The 22,001-nt window shown below is 60.7% G+C and carries 17 protein-coding genes; 14 read left to right on the top strand and 3 right to left on the bottom strand.

From position 1 onward, the window contains the following. The first annotated feature begins 10 nt into the window (after window positions 1–10). From GGR36_RS08375 to GGR36_RS08310, 14 genes are read left to right on the top strand one after another with little or no spacing between them, the layout of a single operon-like run. The gene (locus GGR36_RS08375; RefSeq protein WP_183634153.1) at window positions 11–961 is read left to right on the top strand and encodes an XrtA-associated tyrosine autokinase; all 951 of its coding nucleotides are present in this window, start codon (window positions 11–13) and stop codon (window positions 959–961) included. Next, window positions 903–2,546 carry a TIGR03016 family PEP-CTERM system-associated outer membrane protein gene (locus GGR36_RS08370; RefSeq protein ID WP_338086642.1) on the top strand — a complete coding sequence of 548 codons (1,644 nt, stop codon included), beginning with the start codon at window positions 903–905 and terminating at the stop codon, window positions 2,544–2,546. Before GGR36_RS08375 ends, GGR36_RS08370 begins: the two co-directional genes overlap by 59 nt. Before the next feature lie 6 nt (window positions 2,547–2,552). After that, on the top strand, window positions 2,553–3,617 hold the full coding sequence (locus GGR36_RS08365; RefSeq protein WP_183634151.1) for an XrtA/PEP-CTERM system-associated ATPase: 1,065 nt from the start codon (window positions 2,553–2,555) through the stop codon (window positions 3,615–3,617). A gap of 12 nt (window positions 3,618–3,629) precedes the next feature. After that, a complete protein-coding gene (wecB, locus tag GGR36_RS08360; protein ID WP_420847483.1) occupies window positions 3,630–4,763 on the top strand; it encodes a non-hydrolyzing UDP-N-acetylglucosamine 2-epimerase in 1,134 nt (377 codons plus the stop codon). Further along, complete coding sequence (locus GGR36_RS08355) at window positions 4,760–5,614, top strand: XrtA system polysaccharide deacetylase (protein WP_242533065.1); 855 nt, start codon at window positions 4,760–4,762, stop codon at window positions 5,612–5,614. Before wecB ends, GGR36_RS08355 begins: the two co-directional genes overlap by 4 nt. A gap of 4 nt (window positions 5,615–5,618) precedes the next feature. Beyond that, window positions 5,619–6,671: a FemAB family XrtA/PEP-CTERM system-associated protein gene (locus GGR36_RS08350; RefSeq protein WP_183634149.1), complete on the top strand. Its 1,053-nt coding sequence runs from the start codon at window positions 5,619–5,621 to the stop codon at window positions 6,669–6,671. A 9-nt stretch (window positions 6,672–6,680) separates the two neighbouring features. After that, window positions 6,681–7,889: a TIGR03087 family PEP-CTERM/XrtA system glycosyltransferase gene (locus GGR36_RS08345; protein WP_183634148.1), complete on the top strand. Its 1,209-nt coding sequence runs from the start codon at window positions 6,681–6,683 to the stop codon at window positions 7,887–7,889. 3 nt (window positions 7,890–7,892) lie between these two features. Next, window positions 7,893–9,428 (top strand): exosortase A, encoded by a 1,536-nt coding sequence (gene xrtA, locus GGR36_RS08340; protein ID WP_183634147.1) that lies wholly within the window; start codon window positions 7,893–7,895, stop codon window positions 9,426–9,428. After that, window positions 9,428–10,567, top strand: a complete 1,140-nt coding sequence (locus GGR36_RS08335; protein ID WP_183634146.1) for a TIGR03088 family PEP-CTERM/XrtA system glycosyltransferase — start codon at window positions 9,428–9,430, stop codon at window positions 10,565–10,567. Before xrtA ends, GGR36_RS08335 begins: the two co-directional genes overlap by 1 nt. Before the next feature lie 50 nt (window positions 10,568–10,617). Continuing rightward, window positions 10,618–12,546, top strand: a complete 1,929-nt coding sequence (locus GGR36_RS08330) for an XrtA/PEP-CTERM system amidotransferase (protein WP_183634145.1) — start codon at window positions 10,618–10,620, stop codon at window positions 12,544–12,546. Between the two features lies 1 nt (window position 12,547). Then, window positions 12,548–13,765 (top strand): TIGR04063 family PEP-CTERM/XrtA system glycosyltransferase, encoded by a 1,218-nt coding sequence (locus GGR36_RS08325; protein ID WP_183634144.1) that lies wholly within the window; start codon window positions 12,548–12,550, stop codon window positions 13,763–13,765. Next, window positions 13,762–14,976, top strand: coding sequence for a glycosyltransferase family 4 protein (locus GGR36_RS08320; protein WP_207064271.1), 1,215 nt, complete (start codon window positions 13,762–13,764; stop codon window positions 14,974–14,976). Before GGR36_RS08325 ends, GGR36_RS08320 begins: the two co-directional genes overlap by 4 nt. Then, the gene (locus GGR36_RS08315; protein ID WP_207064272.1) at window positions 14,969–16,273 is read left to right on the top strand and encodes a putative O-glycosylation ligase, exosortase A system-associated; all 1,305 of its coding nucleotides are present in this window, start codon (window positions 14,969–14,971) and stop codon (window positions 16,271–16,273) included. The genes GGR36_RS08320 and GGR36_RS08315 overlap by 8 nt, the downstream gene beginning before the upstream one ends. Then, window positions 16,270–17,229: a polysaccharide deacetylase family protein gene (locus GGR36_RS08310; RefSeq protein ID WP_183634142.1), complete on the top strand. Its 960-nt coding sequence runs from the start codon at window positions 16,270–16,272 to the stop codon at window positions 17,227–17,229. Before GGR36_RS08315 ends, GGR36_RS08310 begins: the two co-directional genes overlap by 4 nt. Window positions 17,230–17,233: 4 nt before the next feature. On the opposite strand, the gene GGR36_RS08305 is transcribed toward GGR36_RS08310, so the two are convergent. Genes GGR36_RS08305 through GGR36_RS08295 form a run of 3 tightly spaced genes read right to left on the bottom strand, consistent with a single transcriptional unit; the run spans window position 17,234 to window position 21,881 of the window. Beyond that, window positions 17,234–19,042 (bottom strand): asparagine synthase, encoded by a 1,809-nt coding sequence (locus tag GGR36_RS08305; protein ID WP_183634141.1) that lies wholly within the window; start codon window positions 19,040–19,042, stop codon window positions 17,234–17,236. An 8-nt stretch (window positions 19,043–19,050) separates the two neighbouring features. Then, a complete protein-coding gene (locus tag GGR36_RS08300; protein ID WP_183634140.1) occupies window positions 19,051–20,292 on the bottom strand; it encodes a pyridoxal-dependent decarboxylase, exosortase A system-associated in 1,242 nt (413 codons plus the stop codon). Beyond that, entirely contained in the window at window positions 20,289–21,881 is a 1,593-nt protein-coding gene (locus tag GGR36_RS08295) for an acyl-CoA ligase (AMP-forming), exosortase A system-associated (protein WP_242533067.1), read from the bottom strand. Before GGR36_RS08295 ends, GGR36_RS08300 begins: the two co-directional genes overlap by 4 nt. Between the last annotated feature and the right edge of the window lie 120 nt (window positions 21,882–22,001).

The raw sequence follows: 22,001 nt of genomic DNA, 5'->3' as shown, positions 1-22,001 counted from the left end.
GGAGACCGAGATGAGCATCATCGAAAAGGCGGTCGAACGACTTGATCAACTCAAGCGAGCAGGAGTGGAAGGCGCCGAATTTGAGGCGAAACCGGAAGATGCGGAGGCGAAGCCTGAGAGCGCTGCGAAGGCGGCCCACTCGAAATCGCTGGACCATGGCGCCGCTACGGTGGCGCCGGCAGCCACGTCGAACCATGGGCGCAGGGAGGTCACTATCGACCTTGAGCGCTTGAGCGCGCTTGGTTTCGTGTCTCCTGCGACACCGAACAGCCCGATTGCTGAGCAATACCGAATCATCAAGCGCCCGATTCTGCGGAATGCACAAGGACGCGGAGCCACGCCGGTTGAGAACGGCAACTTGATCATGGTTACGAGCTCGGTTCCGGGGGAAGGCAAGAGCTTTTCCGCGATAAATCTGGCGATCTCGATCGCGATGGAACTGGATCACACGGTGTTGTTGGTCGATGCGGATGTCTCGAAACCATCCGTTCTCAACGCTTTGGGTTTGCCGCCGGCCACAGGGATGATGGATGTCCTGCAAGGGCATGAAGCATCTATTGGCGACGTGATGCTACATACGAACATCGCCAAGTTGAGCATCTTGCCGGCGGGGCGGCCCCAGCCGCGCGCAACTGAAATGCTCGCGAGTGATGCAATGAATGTTCTGTTGGATGAGTTGGGCACGCGATACGCGGATCGAATCGTGATTTTTGATTCCCCGCCATTGCTGGTGACCACCGAGGCTCGAGCGCTTGCCGCACACATGGGGCAAATCGTGATTGTGGTTGAGTCCGAGCGCACAACTCACGCAATGGTCAAGCAGTCTCTGGTGACCCTGGAGTCTTGTCCCGTCAAGCTGATGCTGTTGAACAAGGTGCGTCAACAGTCTTCTGCTGGCCACTATGGCGTCTACGGATATGGCTACGGATATGGCTACGGCAAGAACGAGGCGGCTTCATAAGGATGTGCCGCGATTGCGGCGCATTGCATTGGTCATCGTCGCGCTCGGATCGGCTCCAGGCGTCAGCGCTATTGACTACGCGTCCTCGTCCCCGTTGGGGGGGGCACCCTCAGCTGGATTGGCTGACGCGATGGCGTCCGGGCCATTTCGGCTTGAACCGTCGGTAGGACTAGGGCTCACCTGGTCCGATAATGTGCGACTCACCAATGACGGGCTGCGCGTCAGCGACTGGTCGGCACGTGTTGAGCCCGGCGTTTCATTGAGCGGGCGCAGTGGGGCGACATATGGGTCGCTGCGCGCGAGCGTGAGCGCCAACGCGTACGCAAAAGAGGACAGCCTAAACCGGACTAACCTTAATCTCTTGGGCGCCGGTACGTTTGATATCTACGAAAAGAAGCTCTTGATCGACGCGAGTGCAAGTGTCAGCCAAGAACGGCTTTCGTCTCTCGGTGCGCCGGTGAGTGGGGTCGCCTATGACCCAAACAACACGACTGAGCTTCGCCTTCTCTCGCTCAGTCCTTATGCCCGATGGCAATGGCGAAATAATGTCGTTGGAGAGTTGCGCTACCGAGCAACCTGGAGTGATTCATCGAGCGGCGTTTTGAGCAACGGATTGCGCCAAGACGTAACGTTTTCCGTCGGCAATGGTGCAGCGCCCAATCCGTTTGGTTGGTTGCTCAGTGGATCTGATGCGCACAATCACTACAGCGGCGCGAACGATACGAACTTGTCCAACGCTCGCCTCTACGGTATCTACGCGATAGATTCCACGTTCAAACTCCGTGCAGACGTGGGTTATGAACGTAACGATTTTGGTTCTGCCTACACCCAGGAACAACATATCTATGGTGTGGGGTTCGACTGGACGCCGTCGTCCGTGACGCATGTTGCCGGTATGACCGAGCAGCGTTTCTTCGGCACTGGCTATAACTATGAAGCCAGCTGGCGGGGACCGCGTAGCGCGATAAATGTAACGTTTTCGCGGGATGTGACGACGTCGTCTTCTACCTTGGGTGGCGCTCAGCTGATTGGGCTGCTGCTTTCGTTTGCAGACTCCTATTCAAAGACGATCTCCGATCCGAGTGAACGGCTTCGGCGCGCGGCAGAAGTCTGGATTCAGCGTGGACTTCCTGCCGAAATTGGCGCCAGTACGACCTACGTAACCGAGAGCTACTATCTTGAAAAGCGTGCTCAGGCAAGCTTTGCTCTGATCGGTGTTCGCGACAGCGCGGGGCTTTCGGTGAATTACAGCAAGCGCCATCGTTTGGTCGATCCGAACTTGCTGGCTCCAGGTGACGAATTGGGTCAATTTGACAACGTCGAGGACATTGGCGCCACACTCGTAATCAGTCACCGGCTGACGCCCGTTTCAAGCTTGTCTGCGACCCTCGGTGGGGGAAGATCGAACGGGCAAGGTCTTTCGGGTTCCGTCAGTTCAACACGTCGGCGGGACGCGTCGCTGGTTGCCAGCACTTCGTTCAGTGCTAGCACGGTCGGTTCTCTCTCCTATCGCCATCAAGCTAGCAGTGGCGTAAGCGAGTACGACGAGAATTCCATTGCCGCGACGCTCGGCGTTCGTTTTTGAGGTTCTATGTACGAGTCGTTCTACGGATTCAAGTCCAAGCCGTTCCAACTCAATCCCGATCCGACCTTCTATTACGGGAGTAGGGGCCATCGTCGCGCGATGGCCTATCTTGAGTACGGGCTTCACCAGAGCGAAGGTTTCATTGTCATTACTGGAGACGTTGGCGCAGGCAAGACGACACTCGTCCGTAGCCTGCTTCAACGGCTTGATTCCGCCAAAGTTGTAGCCGCGCATCTGGTTAGCACCCAAATTGATGCTGATGACATCCTGCGTCTCGTGGCCGCGTCATTTGGACTGCCCGCCAAGAACGTTGAAAAGGCCGATCTGCTGCTTCAGCTCGAGGCGTTTCTCGTCAAGCTCACGGCGGGGGGCAAGAGGGCGCTGTTGATTGTTGATGAAGCTCAGAATCTGACGCCGCGAGCGGTGGAAGAGCTTCGGATGCTTTCGAACTTCCAACTCGAAGATCATGCCTTGCTGCAAAGCTTTCTGGTCGGACAACCTGAGTTCAGGCAAACGATGCAGAGCGAGCATATGCAGCAACTTCGGCAGCGGGTGATCGCCTCCTACCACCTGGGCCCACTGGATCTGGCTGAAACACGGGCATATGTCGAGCACCGGCTTGGGTGTGTGGGCTGGAAAACCGACCCCAGATTTGAGCCCAGTGCTTTCGACGTGATTCATGCTGCATCCGGAGGTATTCCGCGTCGGATCAATACTCTGTGTGATCGCGTGTTGCTTGCGGGATTTCTCGCTGAAAAGCACGCAGTGAGCGCGACGGATGTCGATGATGTCGTCACCGAAATGCGTGACGAGTCGGGCTCCGAGAGCGTTGCGACGCGCTCTGGTGGCGCCGGGATAAATCTCGCTTCCGCGGGCGCTTTGTCAGGCTTGCTGGGCGATCCGGCTTTGGCGCAGCGTTTCGCGGAAATTGGGGCGGGCTACCAGGCATCGCGTTTGGAGGTGCGTATCGAGCAGGTTGAACGCGTGCTGGGCGCTCTGCTGGGAATGGCGCAGGAGCGCGGTGCCAGTCCGAATGATGACCTAAGAGCTGAAGGGCGCCAGGGCGCCTGATCCGGGATGCAAATGAAACCGATAGTCTGCGTGGTGGGCGCGAGGCCAAACTACATGAAAATGGCTCCGATCGTGAAGGCGCTTGCCGCACACGAGCCGCCGCTGCCCTACCTTCTGGTTCACACCGGGCAGCACTACGATCACGCAATGAACGCGAAGTTGTTTGGCGATCTTGCTTTGCCCGACCCCGACGTGAATTTGGAAGTCGGTTCCGCCACGCATGCGGTTCAAACCGCTGAAGTCATGAAGCGATTCGAGCCGGTGCTCGACCAGCACGGAGCGTCGGCGGTACTGGTTGTTGGTGACGTCAACTCCACGATTGCCTGCGCCTTGGTGGCTGCCAAGAAAGGAATTCCGGTCGTGCATGTCGAAGCTGGCTTGCGAAGCTTCGATCGTGCGATGCCGGAAGAAATCAATCGAGTGCTTACCGACCAGATCGCCGACATCCTTTACACCACCGAGGCTGGCGCCGCCGATAATCTTTTCCGGGAAGGGATTCCGGAGACGCGCTTTGCTTTTGTCGGGAACGTAATGATCGATTCCCTGCGCTCCAATCTCGGCAATGCAGTTTCCGTATCCGGCACCCTTGCGGCCAGCGGACACGCTCGCGATGCGTTGGATTCGGACGAAGGTTTTGCATTGGTCACACTGCACCGGCCTTCGAATGTCGACGACGCCGACACGTTTACGTCGCTGGTCGGCACCCTGATTGAGGTTAGCAAGAGGCTTCCCGTTGCGTTCGCCATTCATCCGCGCACACGATCCAATCTTGAGCGATTCGGATTGCTGCGTGAGCTCTCGAACGCGCGAATCGTTCAATTGCCCCCCCAAGGCTATCTTGAGATGTTGGGGCTGATGTCGGCCGCGCGGGTAGTGTTGACAGATTCCGGCGGCATTCAGGAAGAGACCACTGCTTTGGGTGTGCCCTGTCTGACCTTGCGCGAAAACACCGAACGGCCGATTACGGTTGATGAAGGAACCAATACCCTCGTGGGGCGTGATCGTCAGCTGATACTCGATACCGTGGATCAGATACTGCGTGATGGAGGCAAGTCCGGACGTGCGCCAGCGCTGTGGGACGGTCGTGCCGCCGAGCGCATCGCGGCACATCTGCACGCCTGGTTGACCGCGCGGGCCCAATCATGATGGAAAACCGGGTCAGTGCTGGGGTAACGAATGCCCTGACGATCGACGTCGAAGACTACTTCCAGGTTTCGGCGCTAGCGCCGCATTTTCCCCGTGCCAAGTGGGATGACGTACCGTGCAGGGTTGAAGCCAACGTCGACAGAATACTTGGCCTGCTGCATGAGTACGGCACCAAGGCGACATTCTTCACCTTGGGCTGGATCGCTGAACGTTATCCGAAGTTGGTTCGTTTGATCATCATGGAAGGGCATGAACTGGCCAGTCATGGTTACGGACACGAACGTGCGAGCGCCCAGACAGCGGATGCTTTCCGTGCCGACGTTTCGCTTGCCAAGGCGGTTCTTGAAGACATTTCCGGCGTCGAAATTCGCGGATACCGTGCCCCCAGTTTTTCCATCGGCGCGACGAATCTTTGGGCGCACGATGTGTTGCGGGAGACGGGGCATGTCTATAGCTCCAGCGTCTATCCGATCGCACATGATCACTACGGAATGCCGGACTCCCCGAGATTTCCGTATTACCTCTCGAATGGGCTCCTTGAAATCCCGGTGACGACGGTGAGGTGTCTTGGACGTAACTGGCCGGCCGCAGGGGGCGGGTACTTCCGGCTGTTGCCGTATCCCGTTTCTCGTTGGTCGCTTCAGCGAGTCAATCAGCGCGACCATCGTTCTGCGATCTTCTATTTCCATCCGTGGGAAATCGATCCGGCCCAACCCAAAGTCGCGGCCGCCGATGCCCGCACGCGCTTTCGCCACTACGTGAATCTCGACCACATGGAGTCGCGACTGCGACGCCTGCTCGGTGATTTCGAGTGGGACAGGGCGGACCGCGTCTTCTTGCCGAAAGCGTAATCGAATGACGATTCAAATCGAAACGTCGCCAGTAAAGGTGCGACGTCTGGATCGTGCTGCTCGCGGCAGTTGGGATGCTTTTGTGCGCTCAAGCCCCAGCGCCAGTTTCTTTCACCTGTCGGCCTGGCAGGATCTGATTGAAGAGTTTCAGCGTCACGAAACGTTCTTCTTAATGGCCGAGCGCGGTGACAAGGTGGTTGGTGTGCTGCCCTTGGCCGAGGTGCGCAGCCGGCTGTTTGGCCATTCGCTCTGTTCGCTGCCGTTCTGTGTGTATGGCGGGGTGGCAAGCGAAGATCCTGAAGCGGTGATGGCGCTCGAGAGCGCCGCAGACGCATTGGCGCAGCGACTTGGCGTGGCGCATCTTGAATACCGGAATCAGTTGGGTCGGCATCAGGACTGGCCACGGCAGGACCTCTATGTGACCTTTCGAAAGACGCTTGAGGCGACAGAAGAGGGAAACATGGCGGCGATTCCGCGCAAACAGCGCGCAATGGTCCGCAAGGGCATCAAGAATGAACTCGTCGCGCATCGCGATGACGACGTTGACCGTTTCTTCTCGGTGTATTCAGACAATGTTCGGCGGCACGGGACCCCCGCGCTAGCAAAGCGTTGGTTTGCCGGTTTGCAGGACGCGTTTGGGACCGACTGTGAAGTGCTCACCGTGACCACCGCCGCCGGGTCGCCGCTGTCGAGCGTGATCAGTTTCTACTTCCGCGACGAGATCCTGCCTTACTACGCCGGGGATTTGCCGGCGGCCCGGGATCTCGCGGCCAACGATTTCAAGTACTGGTCATTGATGCAGCGCGCGCTCGAACGGGATTGCAAGGTGTTCGACTACGGCCGCAGCAAAGTGGGAACTGGGCCTTATGCGTTCAAGAAGAACTGGGGTTTTGAACCTGCACCCTTGGGGTACGAGTACAGGCTCTACAAACGCAAGGACATACCGCAGAACAACCCGATGAATCCAAAGTATCGCGCGTTCATCGCCCTCTGGCAGCGCTTGCCACTCGCGGTCGCCAATCGGCTCGGGCCGATGATCGTACGCAATCTTGGCTGAGCGTTTCAGATGACGAAGCCGCCGCTGCTTTACCTGGTGCATCGGATTCCCTATCCGCCCAACAAGGGCGACAAGGTCAGGTCGTTCAATCTCCTGAAGCACTATGCGCGGCATTACCGGGTATTTCTCGCGACCTTCATCGATGACAAAGCGGATGAGGTTCATGCCGACGCGCTCTTGGAATGGTGCGAGGCCGTGCACTGCGAGCGCTTGTCGCCGCGCCTTGCTCGCCTTGCGAGCCTGCGTGGTCTAGTGACGGGTGAAGCCCTGACCCTCGCGTACTACCGCAATCGGTCGTTGGCGCGATGGGTCTCCACCACGATTGCGACGCAGGGCATTCGCCGGGCAGCGGTCTTCTGTTCGTCGATGATGCAGTACATCGAAGCGAACCCGGGCTTGCGGACGCTCGCGGACTATTGCGATGTGGACTCTGCCAAGTGGGCCGAGTACGCAAGTACCCATAGCGGCCCGCTGTCCTGGCTTTACCGTCGGGAGGGGGGCAAGTTATTGGCATTCGAACGGCATGCGGTGGGGCTGACCTGTGGCGTAACCTTTGTTTCCGAGGCGGAAGCTGCGTTGTTCCGGCAACTCGCGCCAGAGTGTGGCAAGCACGTTCACGCGGTGAGCAACGGGGTGGACGCCGAGTATTTCTCGCCGGTTAACGGCCGCCCGTCGCCATTCAACACAAGCGAGCGGGCCATTGTGTTCACCGGTGCGATGGATTACTGGCCGAACGTCGATGCCGTTGTGTGGTTTGCTCGCGAGGTCTGGCCGACTGTTTCGCGCGCGAATCCGGATTTGAGTTTCTGGGTGGTGGGCATGAACCCGGCGTCAGAGGTCAAGTCCCTGGCCGATGTTGCGGGCATACGGGTAACTGGGTCGGTGCCCGACGTGCGACCGTATCTCCAGCATGCGACAGCGGTTGTCGCACCCTTGCGCATTGCGCGCGGCATACAGAACAAGGTTCTCGAGGCCATGGCGATGGCGCGGCCTGTCATCGCGTCCTCTGCCGCAGCAACTGGAATCGATGCCGCGCTGGGCACTGAATTGCTTGTTGCGGATGCTGCCAGTGAGTTCGCCAATACCTTGCAGTCGGTGATTGACAATGAAGCGCGATCTCGCGCCATCGGCGCCGCCGCACGTGCTCGCGTGGTATCGGACTACAGCTGGGAAGCCCATCTGGTCAAACTCGATTCGCTATTCGAAGGAGCCCTTTAAGCGATGTTCGCCGCCTTTGATGTCAGCGACTCCCGCAGCGCAAACTGGCGCCGCATCGTGGTCAGCGGTGCGATTGCCTTCGCAATCGTCGTTGCAGTCTTTTTCCCCACCGCGCGCGAAGTCGCGTCGATCTGGTGGCGCTCCCAAACCTTTGCGCACGGTTTGGTCGTTCTGCCCATCGTTTGCTGGTTGCTTTGGGGCATGCGCGGGGATCTGGCCACGATCCCTGTGCGACCGGCATGGTCGGCGCTGATTCCACTAGCCATGGCCGGGTTCGGATGGTTGATCGGTGAAAGTGCCAGCGTCGCGGCCGTCTCGCATTTCTCGCTGGCGGGCATGCTCTTCTCAGCGGTCTGGGTGGTCTGGGGGCACGCATTGACCTGGCGCGCGATATTCCCGCTGACGTTTGTCGTCTTTGGTGTTCCATTCGGCGAATTCCTGGTGCCGAATCTGATGAACCACACCGCCGATTTCACAGTCTTCGCGCTCAGGCTCACCGGTATCCCGGTGTTTCGGGAGGGCAACAGTTTCATCATTCCAAGCGGATCCTGGTCGGTCGTTGAGGCGTGCAGTGGCATCCGGTACCTAATCGCATCGGTCATGGTGGGGGTGTTGTTCGCGTGGCTGAATTACCGCTCGACGAGACGGCGCCTGCTGTTTGTCATTGCCGCATTCCTGGTGCCCCTGGTGGCCAACTGGTTGCGTGCTTACATGATCGTGATGCTCGGCCATCTATCGGGCAATACCATTGCGACGGGTGTGGATCACCTGATTTACGGATGGCTCTTCTTTGGCGTCGTGATCCTTGCGCTGTTCTGGGTCGGGTCGGTGTGGCGGGAACCGGATGCTCATGCATCCAACGATTTGTCCGGCACGGCGCCGATCAGCCGAGCTGCGTCGGCCGCAAGTATCGGCGCGGCGTGCCTTGCTGTCTTTGCGAGCACTATCGTGTGGCGGCCGCTCGAATCCTGGCTGACAGAGACCCCCGGCGCGCCGGCCTATCAAATCGATGCGCCGGCGGCCGCGCCTGGCTGGCAAGCAGTGGCTGATGCTGCGCCCACCCATTGGACGCCGACGTTTGTCGGCGAGCGCTCTCGCCTGGTGAAGGCTTATCGCAAGGGCGATCAGACGGTCACGCTATTCATTGCCTATTACGCACAACAGACATCTGGCCGCGAATTGGTGCAATGGGATAACCGCTTGGTCACCGCCGAGGACAAACAATGGCGAATGATTGCCGATGAGTCTGCGGCAATTGCCGACATCCCGGTTCGCCACAATCAGGTTCTCGGCTCCCCCGATCGGGTCGAAATCTGGTCATGGATGTGGTTGGGAGACCGGATTACGGCCGATCCACGGCAGGCGAAGATCGAGCTGATGAAGGATCGCCTTGCTCGCCGCCAAGACGATTCAGCAGCGGTCCTCGTCTATGCATTACAGCCCGATAGTGCGACGAGCACCAAGCCGCTGGTCGACGCATTTGTGCGTGAACACCGGACCGAAATTGAACGCGTTCTGCGGGCAACGCCCAGATATTGATGGCACCGCTGATCGCACATGTCGTCTTCAGTTTCAAGGTTGGTGGCCTTGAGAATGGGATGGTCAATCTCATCAATCACTTGCCACATGACCGGTTTCGCCACGCGATCGTCTCGTTGACGGACGTCGACCCGAGCTTCGTGGCCCGCATCGTGCGGCCCGGCCTTGAAGTGGTGGAGTTGCACAAGGCGCCGGGGCCAGGCGTCAGGCTCTTCCCGCAGATGTACAAGACCTTGCGGGCGCTGCGACCGTCCATCGTTCATACCCGCAATCTCGCTGCGCTCGAAATGACCGCGCCGGCTTGGGCGGCGGGCATTCCAGTAAGGATTCATGGCGAACACGGTCGCGATGTCGACGATCCGGATGGGTCTCGTGCGAAACCGCGCTGGGTCCGACGCGCCTACAGCCCCTTCGTGACGCACTACATTGCGCTGTCGCAGGAGCTGGAGAAGTATCTGACGAACGGGGTGGGCATCAATTCGCGCCGCGTCGACGTGGTGTGCAACGGAGTCGATGCAAATCGTTTTGCACCAGCTCGAAGCGCACGTGAACCCCTCGATGGTTCGCCCTTCAATGACCCGTCGCTTGTGGTGATCGGGACCGTTGGGCGCCTGCAGGCAGTCAAGGATCAGGTGGGGCTGGTGCGTGCGTTCGCGACGATCGCGCCTAGAGATGCACGCTTGCGTCTGGTGATCGTTGGCGAAGGTGGCATGCGCGGCGCAATCGAAGCCGCCGTCCGTGAAACGGGTCTTGAGTCGCGGGTCTGGCTCGCCGGTGAGCGCGCGGATGTGCCCGGTGTGATGCGCAGTTTCGATGTGTTCGTGCTGCCCTCGATCGCGGAGGGGATTTCCAACACGGTGCTCGAAGCGATGTCTTCGGGACGCGCAGTGGTTGCAACGGCGGTGGGCGGCAATCCGGAACTGGTGGTGCCTGGCGAAACCGGGCTGCTGGTGCCCGCACTGTCTCCCGATGAACTTGCCCAAGCGCTATGGTCCCTTGTGGTAGATCCGGCAAGGCGTGATGCGTTCGGGCGTGCGGCGAGGGCGCGCATCGACGCGGCCTTCAGTCTTGACGCGATGGTCGCCCGATACGACGAAATCTATGCGCGATTGCTTCAGAAGGTGGGCATTGATGTGTGAGGTCTTGAAAATGTGCGCTGCGGCGTGCGAACGAAAGAGGTGACGCCGTCATGTGCGGAATAGCGGGCATGTTCGACTTGCGGGGCCGCAGGGACCTATCGGGCGAGATCCTGGTCCGCATGGCGGACGTTCAGCAGCACCGGGGGCCAGACGAGGCCGGCTACCATTTCGAGCCTGGCGTGGCCTTTGCCCATCGCCGCCTCTCGATCATCGACCTTGCATCCGGGCAGCAGCCGCTGGCAAATGAAGATGGATCGGTCATCGTCGTGTTCAACGGCGAGATCTACAACTTCCAGGAGCTTGTTCCGGAGTTGCAGGCGCTGGGTCATGTCTTCCGCACGCACAGTGACACAGAAGTCATTGTCCACGCTTGGGAAGCCTGGGGCGAAGCTTGCGTTGCGCGTTTCCGGGGGATGTTTGCGTTCGTGCTGTGGGATCGCACGCGCGAGTCCTTGTTCGTTGCGCGCGATCGGCTTGGCGTCAAACCGCTCTTCTACGCGATCCTGGACGACGGGACCTTTCTGTTCGGGTCCGAGCTCAAAGCGCTTCTGGCACATCCGCTATTCCCGCGGGACATCGAACCGGAGTGCGTAGAAGACTATTTTGCGCTCGGTTACGTCCCGGAGCCGCGATGCATATTCCGCCGTGCCTACAAATTGCCGCCGGGTGAATCGTTCGTGCTACGGCGTGGCGATGAGCGTTGTCAGCCTGCGCCGTATTGGGACGTGCGTTTCACTGGCGACAACCGACTCAGCGAAAAGGATGCAGCGGACGAGCTGGTCGCGCGCCTGCGTGAATCGGTCCGCTTGCGGATGATTGCTGACGTGCCGCTTGGCGCTTTCCTGTCGGGCGGCGTCGACTCAAGCGCTGTCGTTGCCACCATGGCGCACCTCTCCCCCGAACCGGTGAATACCTGTTCGATCGGCTTTGATGACCCGGCGTACAACGAGTCCGAGTTTGCCGCGATGGTTGCGAAGCGATACGCGACCAATCATTTTGTGGAAACAGTCGCCAGCGACGACTTCGATCTGATCGACGAACTGGCGCGACTGTACGACGAGCCCTATGCCGACAGTTCTGCGATCCCGACCTACCGGGTCTGCCAGCTGGCACGCAAGCGGGTGACGGTTGCGCTTTCGGGGGATGGAGGGGACGAGAGCCTGGGTGGATATCGACGCCACCGTCTGCATGTCATGGAAGAGCGGATGCGCGCCGCCTTGCCGCTGGGGGTGCGCCAACCGGTGTTCGGCCTGCTTGGCAAGATCTACCCCAAGGCTGACTGGGCGCCACGCGTATTCCGTGCAAAAACCACCTTCGAGGCGCTCGCACGCAACTCGGTGGAAGCCTATTTCCACACGATGTCCTTACTGCGCGACAACCAGCGCCAGGCGCTTTACAGCGATGCCTTCCGGGCCCGTCTCGGGGGCTATTCCGCGGTCGAAGTCTTCCATCGCCACGCACGCCATGCCGGAACGGACGACCCCCTGGCACTGATTCAGTACCTCGATCTGAAGACTTACCTGGTCGGCGATATCAATACCAAGGTGGATCGTGCCTCGATGGCCCATTCGCTGGAGGTTCGCGAGCCTTTGATGGACCACAAGCTGGTCGAGTGGCTGGCCACGCTGCCGTCTGACCTCAAGCTGCGCGGTGTGCAGGGCAAGTACATCTTCAAGAAGGCGATGGAGCCTTACCTGCCGCACGACGTTTTGTATCGGCCCAAGATGGGGTTTGCGGTGCCGTTGGCGCGCTGGTTCCGTGGGCCCTTGCGCGAGCGGGTGAAGGATGCGCTGCTTGGCGAGCGCCTGGCCGACACGGGGCTGTTCAACGCCGCCTACCTGAAGCATCTGGTCAGCGATCATCAATCCGGTGTGAAGGACTACAGCGCTTCGATCTGGGCGTTGCTGATGTTCGAGGCATTTCTGCGTAACGTAGCAGGTGAGGCGGCCCGGCCGGCCGCGTTCGGAATGCCGACCTGACATGCGCATACTTCACATTCTTGACCACTCGATTCCGCTTCATAGCGGCTACACCTTCCGTACGGCGGCGATATTGCGCGAGCAACGCCGGCTCGGTTGGGAGACCCACCACCTCACTTCGCCGAAGCAGGGGGGTTGCCGCGAGATGGTCGAGGAAGTCGATGGACTGACATTCCACCGCACCTTGCCTCCCAAGGCGGTCTGGTCGGGCAAACCTCTGCTGGGTGAGCTTGAATTGATGCGACAACTGGAACGTCGCATCGAGGAACTGATCGTACGGTTGAAGCCGGACGTGCTCCACGCCCATTCGCCGGTGCTCAACGCGATTCCGAGCATCCGGGCGGCCCGCCGGCATGGCTTGCCGGTCGTGTATGAAGTACGTGCATTCTGGGAAGACGCCGCGGTCGATCACGGCACGACTCACGAGGGAAGCCTGCGTTATCGCGCTACGCGCGCGCTTGAAACCTGGGCCCTTAGGCGCGTAGATCATGTGACCTGCATCTGCGAGGGCTTGCGCTCGGACATCGTTGCGCGGGGGATACCCTCTGAACGCGTGACCGTGATTCCGAATGCCGTCGACGCCGAAGCATTTACCGCCGGTGGTGCTGCGGACTTCGAATTGAAGCGCAAACTGGGGCTCGAAGGGGCCGAAGTGCTCGGATTCATCGGCTCGTTCTACGCCTACGAAGGGCTTGATCTGCTGCTCGATGCGATGCCGGACATCCTCAAGCAGCGACCTGCAGCGCGCGTATTGCTTGTCGGAGGCGGGCCGCAGGAGTCCCAACTCAAGGTGCAGGCGTCAAGAATGGGGCTGGCGGACAAGGTGATCTTCACCGGGCGCGTCCCTCATGCGGAAGTCGGTCGCTACTACGATCTTATCGATGTGCTGGTTTATCCCCGCCATCCGATGCGGCTGACCGAACTGGTCACCCCGCTCAAACCACTCGAAGCCATGGCGCAACAGCGCGTGTTTGTGGCCTCGGATGTGGGGGGGCATCGGGAACTGGTTCGCGACGGCGAGACCGGCATCCTGTTTCGCGCAGGCAATGCTTTTGCGTTGGCCGACGCGGCAGCGCGGCTGCTTGGATCCCCCGATAGCTGGGGCAGGCTGAAAGCGGCGGGGCGCCAATTCGTGGAGCGTGAGCGCACCTGGCGTAACAGCGTCGGCCGTTATCAATCCATTTACAGCCGGCTCACTGCCCGCCCGGTCAGCGCGTGAATCGTCCGATCCGCACCCTGTTGTTCTCGACCTTGTATCCAAGCGAGGTTCGACCAACCCACGGGATCTTCGTCGAAACGCGGCTGCGCGAGTTGCTCAAGTCGGGAGCGGTCGAAACGCGTGTCGTGGCGCCGGTTCCCTGGTTTCCGTCGACAGCCGCCCGCTTCGGGGAGTGGGCTCGGATCGCCGCCACGCCTGCGCACGAGCGGCGCAACGGGATCGAGGTCTTGCATCCGCGGTATGTGCTTCCCCCAAAAGTTGGCATGAACGTGGCGCCTCTTACCTTGGCTCTGGGTGCGCGGTCGACCGTTGCGAAGCTGATTCGTGACGGCTTCGATTTCGATTTGATTGACGCGCACTACTATTACCCCGATGGCGTCGCGGCCGCACTACTCTCCAAATGGTTCAGAAAGCCCTTTGTGGTCACGGCGCGCGGTACCGATTTGAACTTGATTCCAGCGTATGCGCTTCCGCGTCGGATGATTCGCTGGACGGCGCAGCGCGCATCAGGGTCGATCGGCGTATGTGCGGCCTTGATGGACGTCCTGCGCGATCTCGGGGCCGATCCGGCAAGGCTCCATGTCATGCGCAATGGGGTGGATCTGGTGCGTTTTGCACCGCGATCGCAGGAGACGTGCCGGGCGCGCCTGGGACTACCCGTCGCTAGTCGGATTCTGCTCTCGGTGGGGCATCTGGTAGAACGAAAAGGGCACCACCTCGCCATCGAAGCACTCGATTCGCTGCCTGATGTGCATCTTGTGATTGTCGGTGATGGCGAAGAACGGGCACGCCTGCAGCAACTGGCAGCGCAACCCGGCCGGGCAGGCAGGGTGCACTTTGCCGGGGCCAGACCCAACGCTGAACTGGCTGACTGGTACAGCGCGGCCGACGCGCTGATTCTGGCGTCGAGTCGGGAAGGTTGGGCGAACGTACTGCTCGAAAGCATGGCCTGTGGCACACCCGTGGTTGCGACGAACATATGGGGAACGCCGGAAGTCGTTGCTGCGCCCGAGGCGGGTGAGTTGGTGCAGGCGCGCGATGCCGCCTCCATCGCGCTTGGCGTGTCACGCTTGTTTGCGCGTTACCCGGATCGCGCTGCAGTCCGAAGATATGCAGAAGGGTTCGGCTGGGATCCGACCTCACAAGCACAACTGTCGCTGTTTTCCAGAGTGGCTGGATTTTCTGGCCCCGGGGGCGCTAGCCATGCGTGACGCATTGATCTTGTTGGTGATTCTGGGGTTGGCACTCTCTGCGATTCGTCGCCCCTGGATTGGCATTATGGGCTGGACGTGGATTTCCTTGATGAATCCGCATCGTCTCAGTTGGCGCCTGGAGGACGTTCCCGTTGCTGCGCTGATGGCCGGGGGTACCTTACTCGGTCTCGCCTTCACGCGGGACAAGCGGCTTCCATTCATTGCACCGTCGGCCGTAGTGCTGTTGCTCTTCATGTTATGGATGTGTGCCACTTACCCGTTTTCGATCTACCCCGATCGCAGTTGGGAAATGTTCACCCGAGTGATGAAGATCGACTTCATGATTCTGGTGGCTCTCATGCTTGTGAGCTCAAAAGAACAGATCAAGTGGTTGGTATGGGTGTTGGTTCTGTCTCTAGGGTTCTTCGGGATCAAAGGGGGCTTGTTTACTGTTGCCACCGGCGGCAGCTTCAGGGTTTGGGGGCCGTCTGAGTCATTCATCGAGGGCAATAACGAACTTGCCTTGGCGTTGATCGTCACCATTCCGCTGATGCGCTATCTCCAGATGCAGTTACCTGCCGATCGGAAATGGGCACGCAGGATTCTCGTCGTAGCGATGGTCCTTACTGCGGCGGCGGCAGTCGGCAGTCATTCGCGTGGTGCGTTGCTGGCTATCGCCGCAATGGGCATATTTCTCTGGATCCGCAGTCCGAACAAGGTTGCCGGTGGCGTCGCTATGGCTGCCGTTGCGGTAGTGCTGGTGTTGTTCATGCCGGAGGAATGGATGAGCCGCATGAACACGATTGGCGAGTACAAGCAAGACGCTTCCGCGCTTGGACGGATCAATGCATGGTGGATGGCGTGGCACCTGGCGTGCGACCGCTTCTTTGGCGGTGGCTATCAGATCTACTCGTTGCTGGTATTTCAGCAGTACGCACCGAACCCGACCGACGTGCATGCCGCGCACAGTATCTACTTTCAGGTTCTCGGGGAGCATGGTTTCGTCGGGCTTGCCCTTTTCGTGCTCATCTGGGCGCTGGTCTGGCGGGACGGCGGGTGGCTGCGCAAGCACGCCGCCGCCGTGCCGGAAGCGCTTTGGGCTGCGGATCTTGGGTCGATGTGCCAGGTCGCGCTCATCGGATACCTGGTCGGCGGAGCATTTCTCAGTCTTGCGTATTTTGATCTGCCTTACAACCTGCTGGTGCTCACGGCGGTTACCCGACGCTGGGTGGTCGAACATGGCAGGGCCCGGCAACCGTCCGGCCCGATTGGCGTCATTCCAACGCCTGAACGTCGCACTGAGGCGATTTCATGACGCTGCGTGCCGGGCTGAGTCTCTTGTCCCCCGCCGGGCGGAATGCTCGTTTGCAGATCTTTATCTGGCACCGGGTGTTGCAGGACCCGGATCCGATGATCCCCGGGGAGATGCATGCAGCGATGTTCGCGCAGATCCTGAAGTGGCTTCGACGCTGGTTCAATGTGTTGCCGTTGGAAGCAGCGGTAGCCCAGCTGGCCGCCGGGACGCTACCGGCGCGCGCGGCAGCGATTACCTTCGACGACGGCTATGCCGACAATCTGACTGTTGCGGCGCCGTTGTTGCGTAGCGCTGGTTTGCCTGCGACCTTCTTCGTTGCCTCCGGCTATCTGGACGGCGGCAGGATGTGGAATGACGGTCTGATCGAGGCGGTGAGAAGGTCACCACTTGATGTGCTCGACACGACGCAGTGGGGGCGTTTCGAACTGAACGGGCCGGCGCAACGTGGAAGCGTTGCCCTGCAATTGATCGACAAGATCAAGTATCTGGAGCCTGCCGCGCGTGAGGCTGCGGTTGCGGAGGTTGCGCGCGCGGCGGGTTCGACGCTACCGACTGACTTGATGATGACGAGCCGGCAGGTCGCCGAACTGCACCGCCAAGGCTTCACCATCGGTGCGCATACCGTAAGCCACCCGATCCTCGCACGCATTTCCTTGTCCGCGGCAGCAGACGAGATTGCGAACGGACGCGCGGCACTGGAGCAGATCACCGGCGCGCCAGTTACGCTGTTTGCGTATCCGAATGGAAAACCGGGTCGCGACTATCTGGCCGAACACGTGGCCCTGGTTCGCAAGCAGGGATTTGCCGCTGCCGTATCAACTGCGTGGGGTGCGTCTGGTCCGGGCGCCGATGTCTTTCAGTTGCGGCGGTTCTCGCCGTGGGACACGACACGCTTGCGCTACGGGCTGCGACTCGCCCGCAATCTCCTGCGACCCGAAGGCGAACCGCTGGTCTAGTCGCTCAGAAGCGGGTTTGAGGTGCGTTGGCCCGCAGCCATTGCTCCAGCATCATGCCAATCCACACCATCTCCCCGTAGTAGCCGGGGTGCGCGGGCAGTAACTTGCTGAACAGGTCACCTACAAAGTGTCCGTTGAGCAAGCGGCGTTCGACCAGCCCGTTGAGCGATTCTTCGGAAAGCCGCTTCAGTGCCGGGTCGGTCAGCGCCCAATGCCCGAACGGGAGCCCGAAGCCGTGCTTCTTCTTGCTCAGGATTTCCGCGGGTAAGAAGTCGCGCAGCGCGTCCTTGAAGAACCAGCGAAGCTGAAAGCCCTTGAGTTTGTAGTGATCGGGCAGCGCGAGCGAAATATCGAGCAGTTCCTCGCTCAGGAGCGGGAAGCCGACGTCGAGCCCTGCGAGCGACGTAGTGCCGATCACCTTCGGCAAGTCATTGTCGGCGAGCGTGAAGCGCCAGTCGAAACCAAGTTCGCGGTCGAGCACGGTATCTGCGGCAATGCCATCCCAGACCATCCGCCGCAACCTGAGCGGAGCATCTGCGTCCGTGTGCGCGGCGAAGGCAGGATGCAGCACAGAGTCACGTCCAAGGCGTTGCAGAAGGTTATATTGCTCGGTGCGGGCCAGTGGCGACATCTGTGCCTGCTTCACATAGCTGCTGACTTTCGCTAGCCCGGGAACGCCTTGTGACCAGGTTGCTCTGGCAATTGGATCGAGCAGTCCTGCGCGTAGGAGGCCAGGAATCGCGCGGTAGATCTCGAAGACCTTCTGTTTCGCGTAACGCGAGTTGCCGCCAAAGAGTTCATCACCCCCGTCGCCGGCAAGCAGCTTGTCGTAGCCGTCTTCCCTTGCCAGTCGAGCAAGGCAGAAGGCGGGGAGCGCGGACGAGTTGCCGAATGGCTGGTCGTAATGGGCGGCCACTGCCGGAATGTTGCGTACCAAGTCCTGCGCGGTGATGTAGTACTCACGGTGATCGACGCCGTAGGCACGTGCGGCGATGCGCGCGTATTCCATTTCGTCGTAACCCGCGGCATCGAAACCGATCGAGTAGCCCCGCGGAGCCCCTTCCTTTGCCGCCTTCATCATGCCGATGACGGTGGAACTGTCGGTACCGCCCGAGAGGAAGGCTGCTGTGCGGGCGTCTCCTGCCACCTCACGAGCGACTGCGTCTCGAATGCCATCGCGGAAGCGTGCTTCCAATGCGGGCAGATCGCTTACCGGCGTTTGTGTGAAACGTGGCTGCCACCAGGCAACATCGCGCTGTCCTGTGCGGTCCGCGGTCAGCAGGTGGCCGGGCTCAAGCCGAAGCGTCCCGCGGAAAATCGTGCGCGGCGCTGGGATGACGTGAAAGTACAGGAAATCGAATATCGCCTGCGGATCGACTTCGCGTGCGGCGCGTGGCACGAGTTCTGCACGCGAGCCCAGCAGCAAGGCGCCGCCCTCGCGAGACCAGCAGATTGGATGCGTTCCGAACCGGTCGGTCAGACCGGCGATGCATGATTTGTCCAGGTCGATCCAGAGCAGGGCGAATCGGCCGCCCAGCGCGTTGGCCAGCGTTGCCGGGGACGTTCCCATGCCGGCCAGCAAGGCGCCAGGGCCTTCGCGCTTCAGCGCCGCATCCAGACCCGACTCACGGGCATGGGGGCGTCCGAACAACACGAGTAACTGGCGCGCAGAGATCGCGAAACGGATGTCGGCGCCGCTTGCTTCGAGGAAAAGCCCCCTGCGGTCTATCGTGAGATCGCCGCCTGGTGTAGGTGCGAAATCCTGTGTCGGGTCAATCGCGGTCGGGTCGAAGCGGCAGACCAGCCGATTCATGCGGGCGGTCATACAAGAACCTCGACGGTACGCGGGTGAGACAGGAATTCCTGAGGGCTGGCGGTGGGGCCGTAGGCCCCGGACTGGAAGATCACCACGAGATCGCCCTCATCCGCCTTGGGCAACTCCATACGGTCAGCGAGCAGGTCGAGCGGCGTGCACAGTGGCCCCACTGCAGTGACGGTTTCAAGTTCGGTTGAGTCCATCCGGTTGCCGATGGCAACCGGGTAGTTCTTGCGGATCACCTGCCCGAAGTTCCCCGACGCCGCGAGGTGATGATGCATCCCCCCGTCGGTGACGAGAAACACTTGGCCACGCGAGACCTTGCGGTCAATAACGCGGCAGACATAGACCCCAGCCTCGCCCACCAGGTAGCGCCCCAATTCGATGACAAGCTGGGCGCCCGGCGCTTTCGAAGCAGCTTCTGATTGAAGCGCGGCAAGGTTTTCGCCGATAGGTGCGAGGTCGAGCCGCGCATCGCCGGGGAAGTAGGGGATCCCGAATCCACCCCCCAGATTGAAGGTTCGAACCGGAGCGGGCGCGTCGGCCGCAAGCCGCAGACACAAGTCAAAGCTCTTACGCTGCGCCTCGACGATGGATTCCGGTTTCAGATTCTGGGAGCCGGCGTAGAGGTGAAAGCCCTCAAAGTACAGCCCAAGGCGCCCGATTTCCGCAAGCAGTGCGGGGACCGACTCCGCATCGACGCCGAACTGTTTCGGGCCGCCGCCCATCTTCATGCCCGAACTCTTCAACTCGAAATCCGGATTCACGCGCACCGCCACGCGTGCAGGCCATCCACTTTGTGCGCTGATGTCTGCCAGCAGTCTGACCTCGCGCGACGACTCCACGTTCAGCAAGACGCCGGCGGCCACCGCCTGTGCCAACTCCGCGGTGCTCTTGCCGGGGCCGGCGAAACTGATTTCCTGCGGGTTCATTCCGCTGTCGAGCGCTACCCGCATTTCGCGCCCAGAGGCCACGTCAATGCCATCGACCCGCACCGCCAGAAAGTCCACCAGAGCCGGCATCGGGTTGGCCTTCATCGCGTAATGCAATTGCACGCCATGCGGCAATGCGCTTCGCAATTCGTCCACCCGTCGGGCTAGGGCGTTTCGGTCGTAGGCATAGAACGGGGTTTGTCCGACGCGTGCCGCAAGACGTGAGAGCGGAACCCCGCCAAGCTGCAGTTCACCGCCCGCGACCGGGAACTGGTTCATGGCCGCATGGCGCGGGGGCACACGAGCGTCGCTCATGAACGGGCTCCGGTAAAGATTCCCTCGAATTCACCCGAGAGCGACTTTCTGTCGATCTTGCCATTCGGATTCCGTGGCAATGCTCCGTCGCGCACCACGATGTGGGCCGGAACTTGCCAGGCTGGCAAACGTGCGCGGCATTCCGCGAGCAGTGTTGTCTGGTCCAGCGCACCACCTGCCGGAGCGCTCGCCACCAGGACGATCGCCTGGCCAAGGGTCGGATGCTCGACGCCGAACGCCGCGCACTCGCCCACGAGCTGCGTGCCGTAGATGGCTTCTTCCACCTCGGTTGGACTGACACGATACCCGGATGTCTTGATCATCTCGTCGCGGCGGCCGATGAAGTAGAGGAAGCCCTCTTCGTCCATCCGTACCGTGTCACCAGAGAACACCGCGATCTCTGGCAGAACGAGACCCGCTTCCCGCCCCCCAACACCAACGGGCAATGGCTTGAAACGCTCGGCAGTCTTCTCCGGGTCATTCCAGTAGCCCATTGCGACTAAGGCGCCACGCTGAACCAGTTCGCCCGGTTCGTTCGGCGCGCACGGCGTACCGTCTTCGCGCAAGACCATGACTTCCGAATTTGGGATCGACTTGCCGATCGAGTCCGGGCGCCGATCCACTTCTTCCGGGGGAAGGTAGGTTGCTCGGAAGGCCTCGGTCAGACCATACATCAGGTACGGCTTTGCCGCCGGCACCCGGTTGCGCAAGGCTTTGAGTGTCTCAAGGGGCATCCGCCCGCCGGTGTTGGCGAAGTACCGCAGATGTTCACGGATCGATTCCGACCATTCCAGCTGCGTCAGCTGGATCCACAACGGTGGCACCGCGGTGAGGCCGGTGATCCGTTCGCGCTCAAGAGCTTTCACCACGTCCCGCGGCATCAGGTAATTGAGCAGGACGACGCGCGCACCGGACAAGAAACCGGTGGTCAGCTGCGAGAAACCGGCATCGAACGATAACGGAAGCGCTGCCAGCAGGGTGTCATCCGAATTGTTCTGCAGGTAGCTGGCGACACTCTTGGCTCCGGCGACCATGTTCCGGTGAGAAAGCACCACGCCTTTGGGGCGTCCGGTGCTGCCAGAGGTATAGAGGATTGCGGCCATGTCTGTGTCCACGACGCGATGGGCCGTTTTGGCCGGGGCTGCGCAGACGGCTTCCCAGTCGTGGGTCGCATAGGAGCTGACCTCGCTGGGCGGGCGCCCAATGACAATGAGATGCCGCAGGTCGTGACACGCTTTCAAAGCGCTGGTCAGCAAGGCCGCTCGCTCGCTGCTCGTCACCAAAACCCGAACGTTGCAGTCGCGCAGGATATAGGCGACCTGATCCGGTTTGAGCAAAGGATTGATCGGGACAAATACACCACCCGAAGCGGTTGTGCCGAAGCTCGCGACCACTGTTTCGATGCGCTTGTCGAGCCATACGCCGACGCGCTCGCCGCGCGAGAGGCCAAGATCCATCAGCCCGTTGCTGAACGCCGCGATGCGTTCCGACAACGTGCCGTAGCTGATTGTCTGATCAGCGGCACTCAGCGCAAGGGTGTCAGGCGAGCGCTCGCTGCTGATGCGCGGCAGTTGGTGCAGTAGATCCATCATTGTCCGGCCTTGACTCACGCGTGGGCCACAATTCTATGGCTTGCGCTGGATACCGTTTGTGCGGCTTGACACGTTGGTGGCGCGGCATCGCGGCGCAGGCGTCAAAAGCCACGCAAG

It is taken from the genome of Niveibacterium umoris (genome assembly GCF_014197015.1).
Taxonomy (GTDB): Bacteria; Pseudomonadota; Gammaproteobacteria; order Burkholderiales; family Rhodocyclaceae; genus Niveibacterium; species Niveibacterium umoris.
Note: the sequence above shows the minus strand (reverse complement) of the source record. Positions and strands in the feature narration are given on the sequence as shown.

Coding starts and splice junctions, on each gene's coding strand:
- GGR36_RS08375 (WP_183634153.1), top strand. CDS start 11: ATGAGCATCATCGAAAAGGCGGTCGAACGACTTGATCAACTCAAGCGA.
- GGR36_RS08370 (WP_338086642.1), top strand. CDS start 903: ATGGCGTCTACGGATATGGCTACGGATATGGCTACGGCAAGAACGAGG.
- GGR36_RS08365 (WP_183634151.1), top strand. CDS start 2,553: ATGTACGAGTCGTTCTACGGATTCAAGTCCAAGCCGTTCCAACTCAAT.
- wecB (WP_420847483.1), top strand. CDS start 3,630: ATGAAACCGATAGTCTGCGTGGTGGGCGCGAGGCCAAACTACATGAAA.
- GGR36_RS08355 (WP_242533065.1), top strand. CDS start 4,760: ATGATGGAAAACCGGGTCAGTGCTGGGGTAACGAATGCCCTGACGATC.
- GGR36_RS08350 (WP_183634149.1), top strand. CDS start 5,619: ATGACGATTCAAATCGAAACGTCGCCAGTAAAGGTGCGACGTCTGGAT.
- GGR36_RS08345 (WP_183634148.1), top strand. CDS start 6,681: ATGACGAAGCCGCCGCTGCTTTACCTGGTGCATCGGATTCCCTATCCG.
- xrtA (WP_183634147.1), top strand. CDS start 7,893: ATGTTCGCCGCCTTTGATGTCAGCGACTCCCGCAGCGCAAACTGGCGC.
- GGR36_RS08335 (WP_183634146.1), top strand. CDS start 9,428: ATGGCACCGCTGATCGCACATGTCGTCTTCAGTTTCAAGGTTGGTGGC.
- GGR36_RS08330 (WP_183634145.1), top strand. CDS start 10,618: ATGTGCGGAATAGCGGGCATGTTCGACTTGCGGGGCCGCAGGGACCTA.
- GGR36_RS08325 (WP_183634144.1), top strand. CDS start 12,548: ATGCGCATACTTCACATTCTTGACCACTCGATTCCGCTTCATAGCGGC.
- GGR36_RS08315 (WP_207064272.1), top strand. CDS start 14,969: ATGCGTGACGCATTGATCTTGTTGGTGATTCTGGGGTTGGCACTCTCT.
- GGR36_RS08310 (WP_183634142.1), top strand. CDS start 16,270: ATGACGCTGCGTGCCGGGCTGAGTCTCTTGTCCCCCGCCGGGCGGAAT.
- GGR36_RS08305 (WP_183634141.1), bottom strand. CDS start 19,042: ATGAATCGGCTGGTCTGCCGCTTCGACCCGACCGCGATTGACCCGACA.
- GGR36_RS08300 (WP_183634140.1), bottom strand. CDS start 20,292: ATGAGCGACGCTCGTGTGCCCCCGCGCCATGCGGCCATGAACCAGTTC.
- GGR36_RS08295 (WP_242533067.1), bottom strand. CDS start 21,881: ATGGATCTACTGCACCAACTGCCGCGCATCAGCAGCGAGCGCTCGCCT.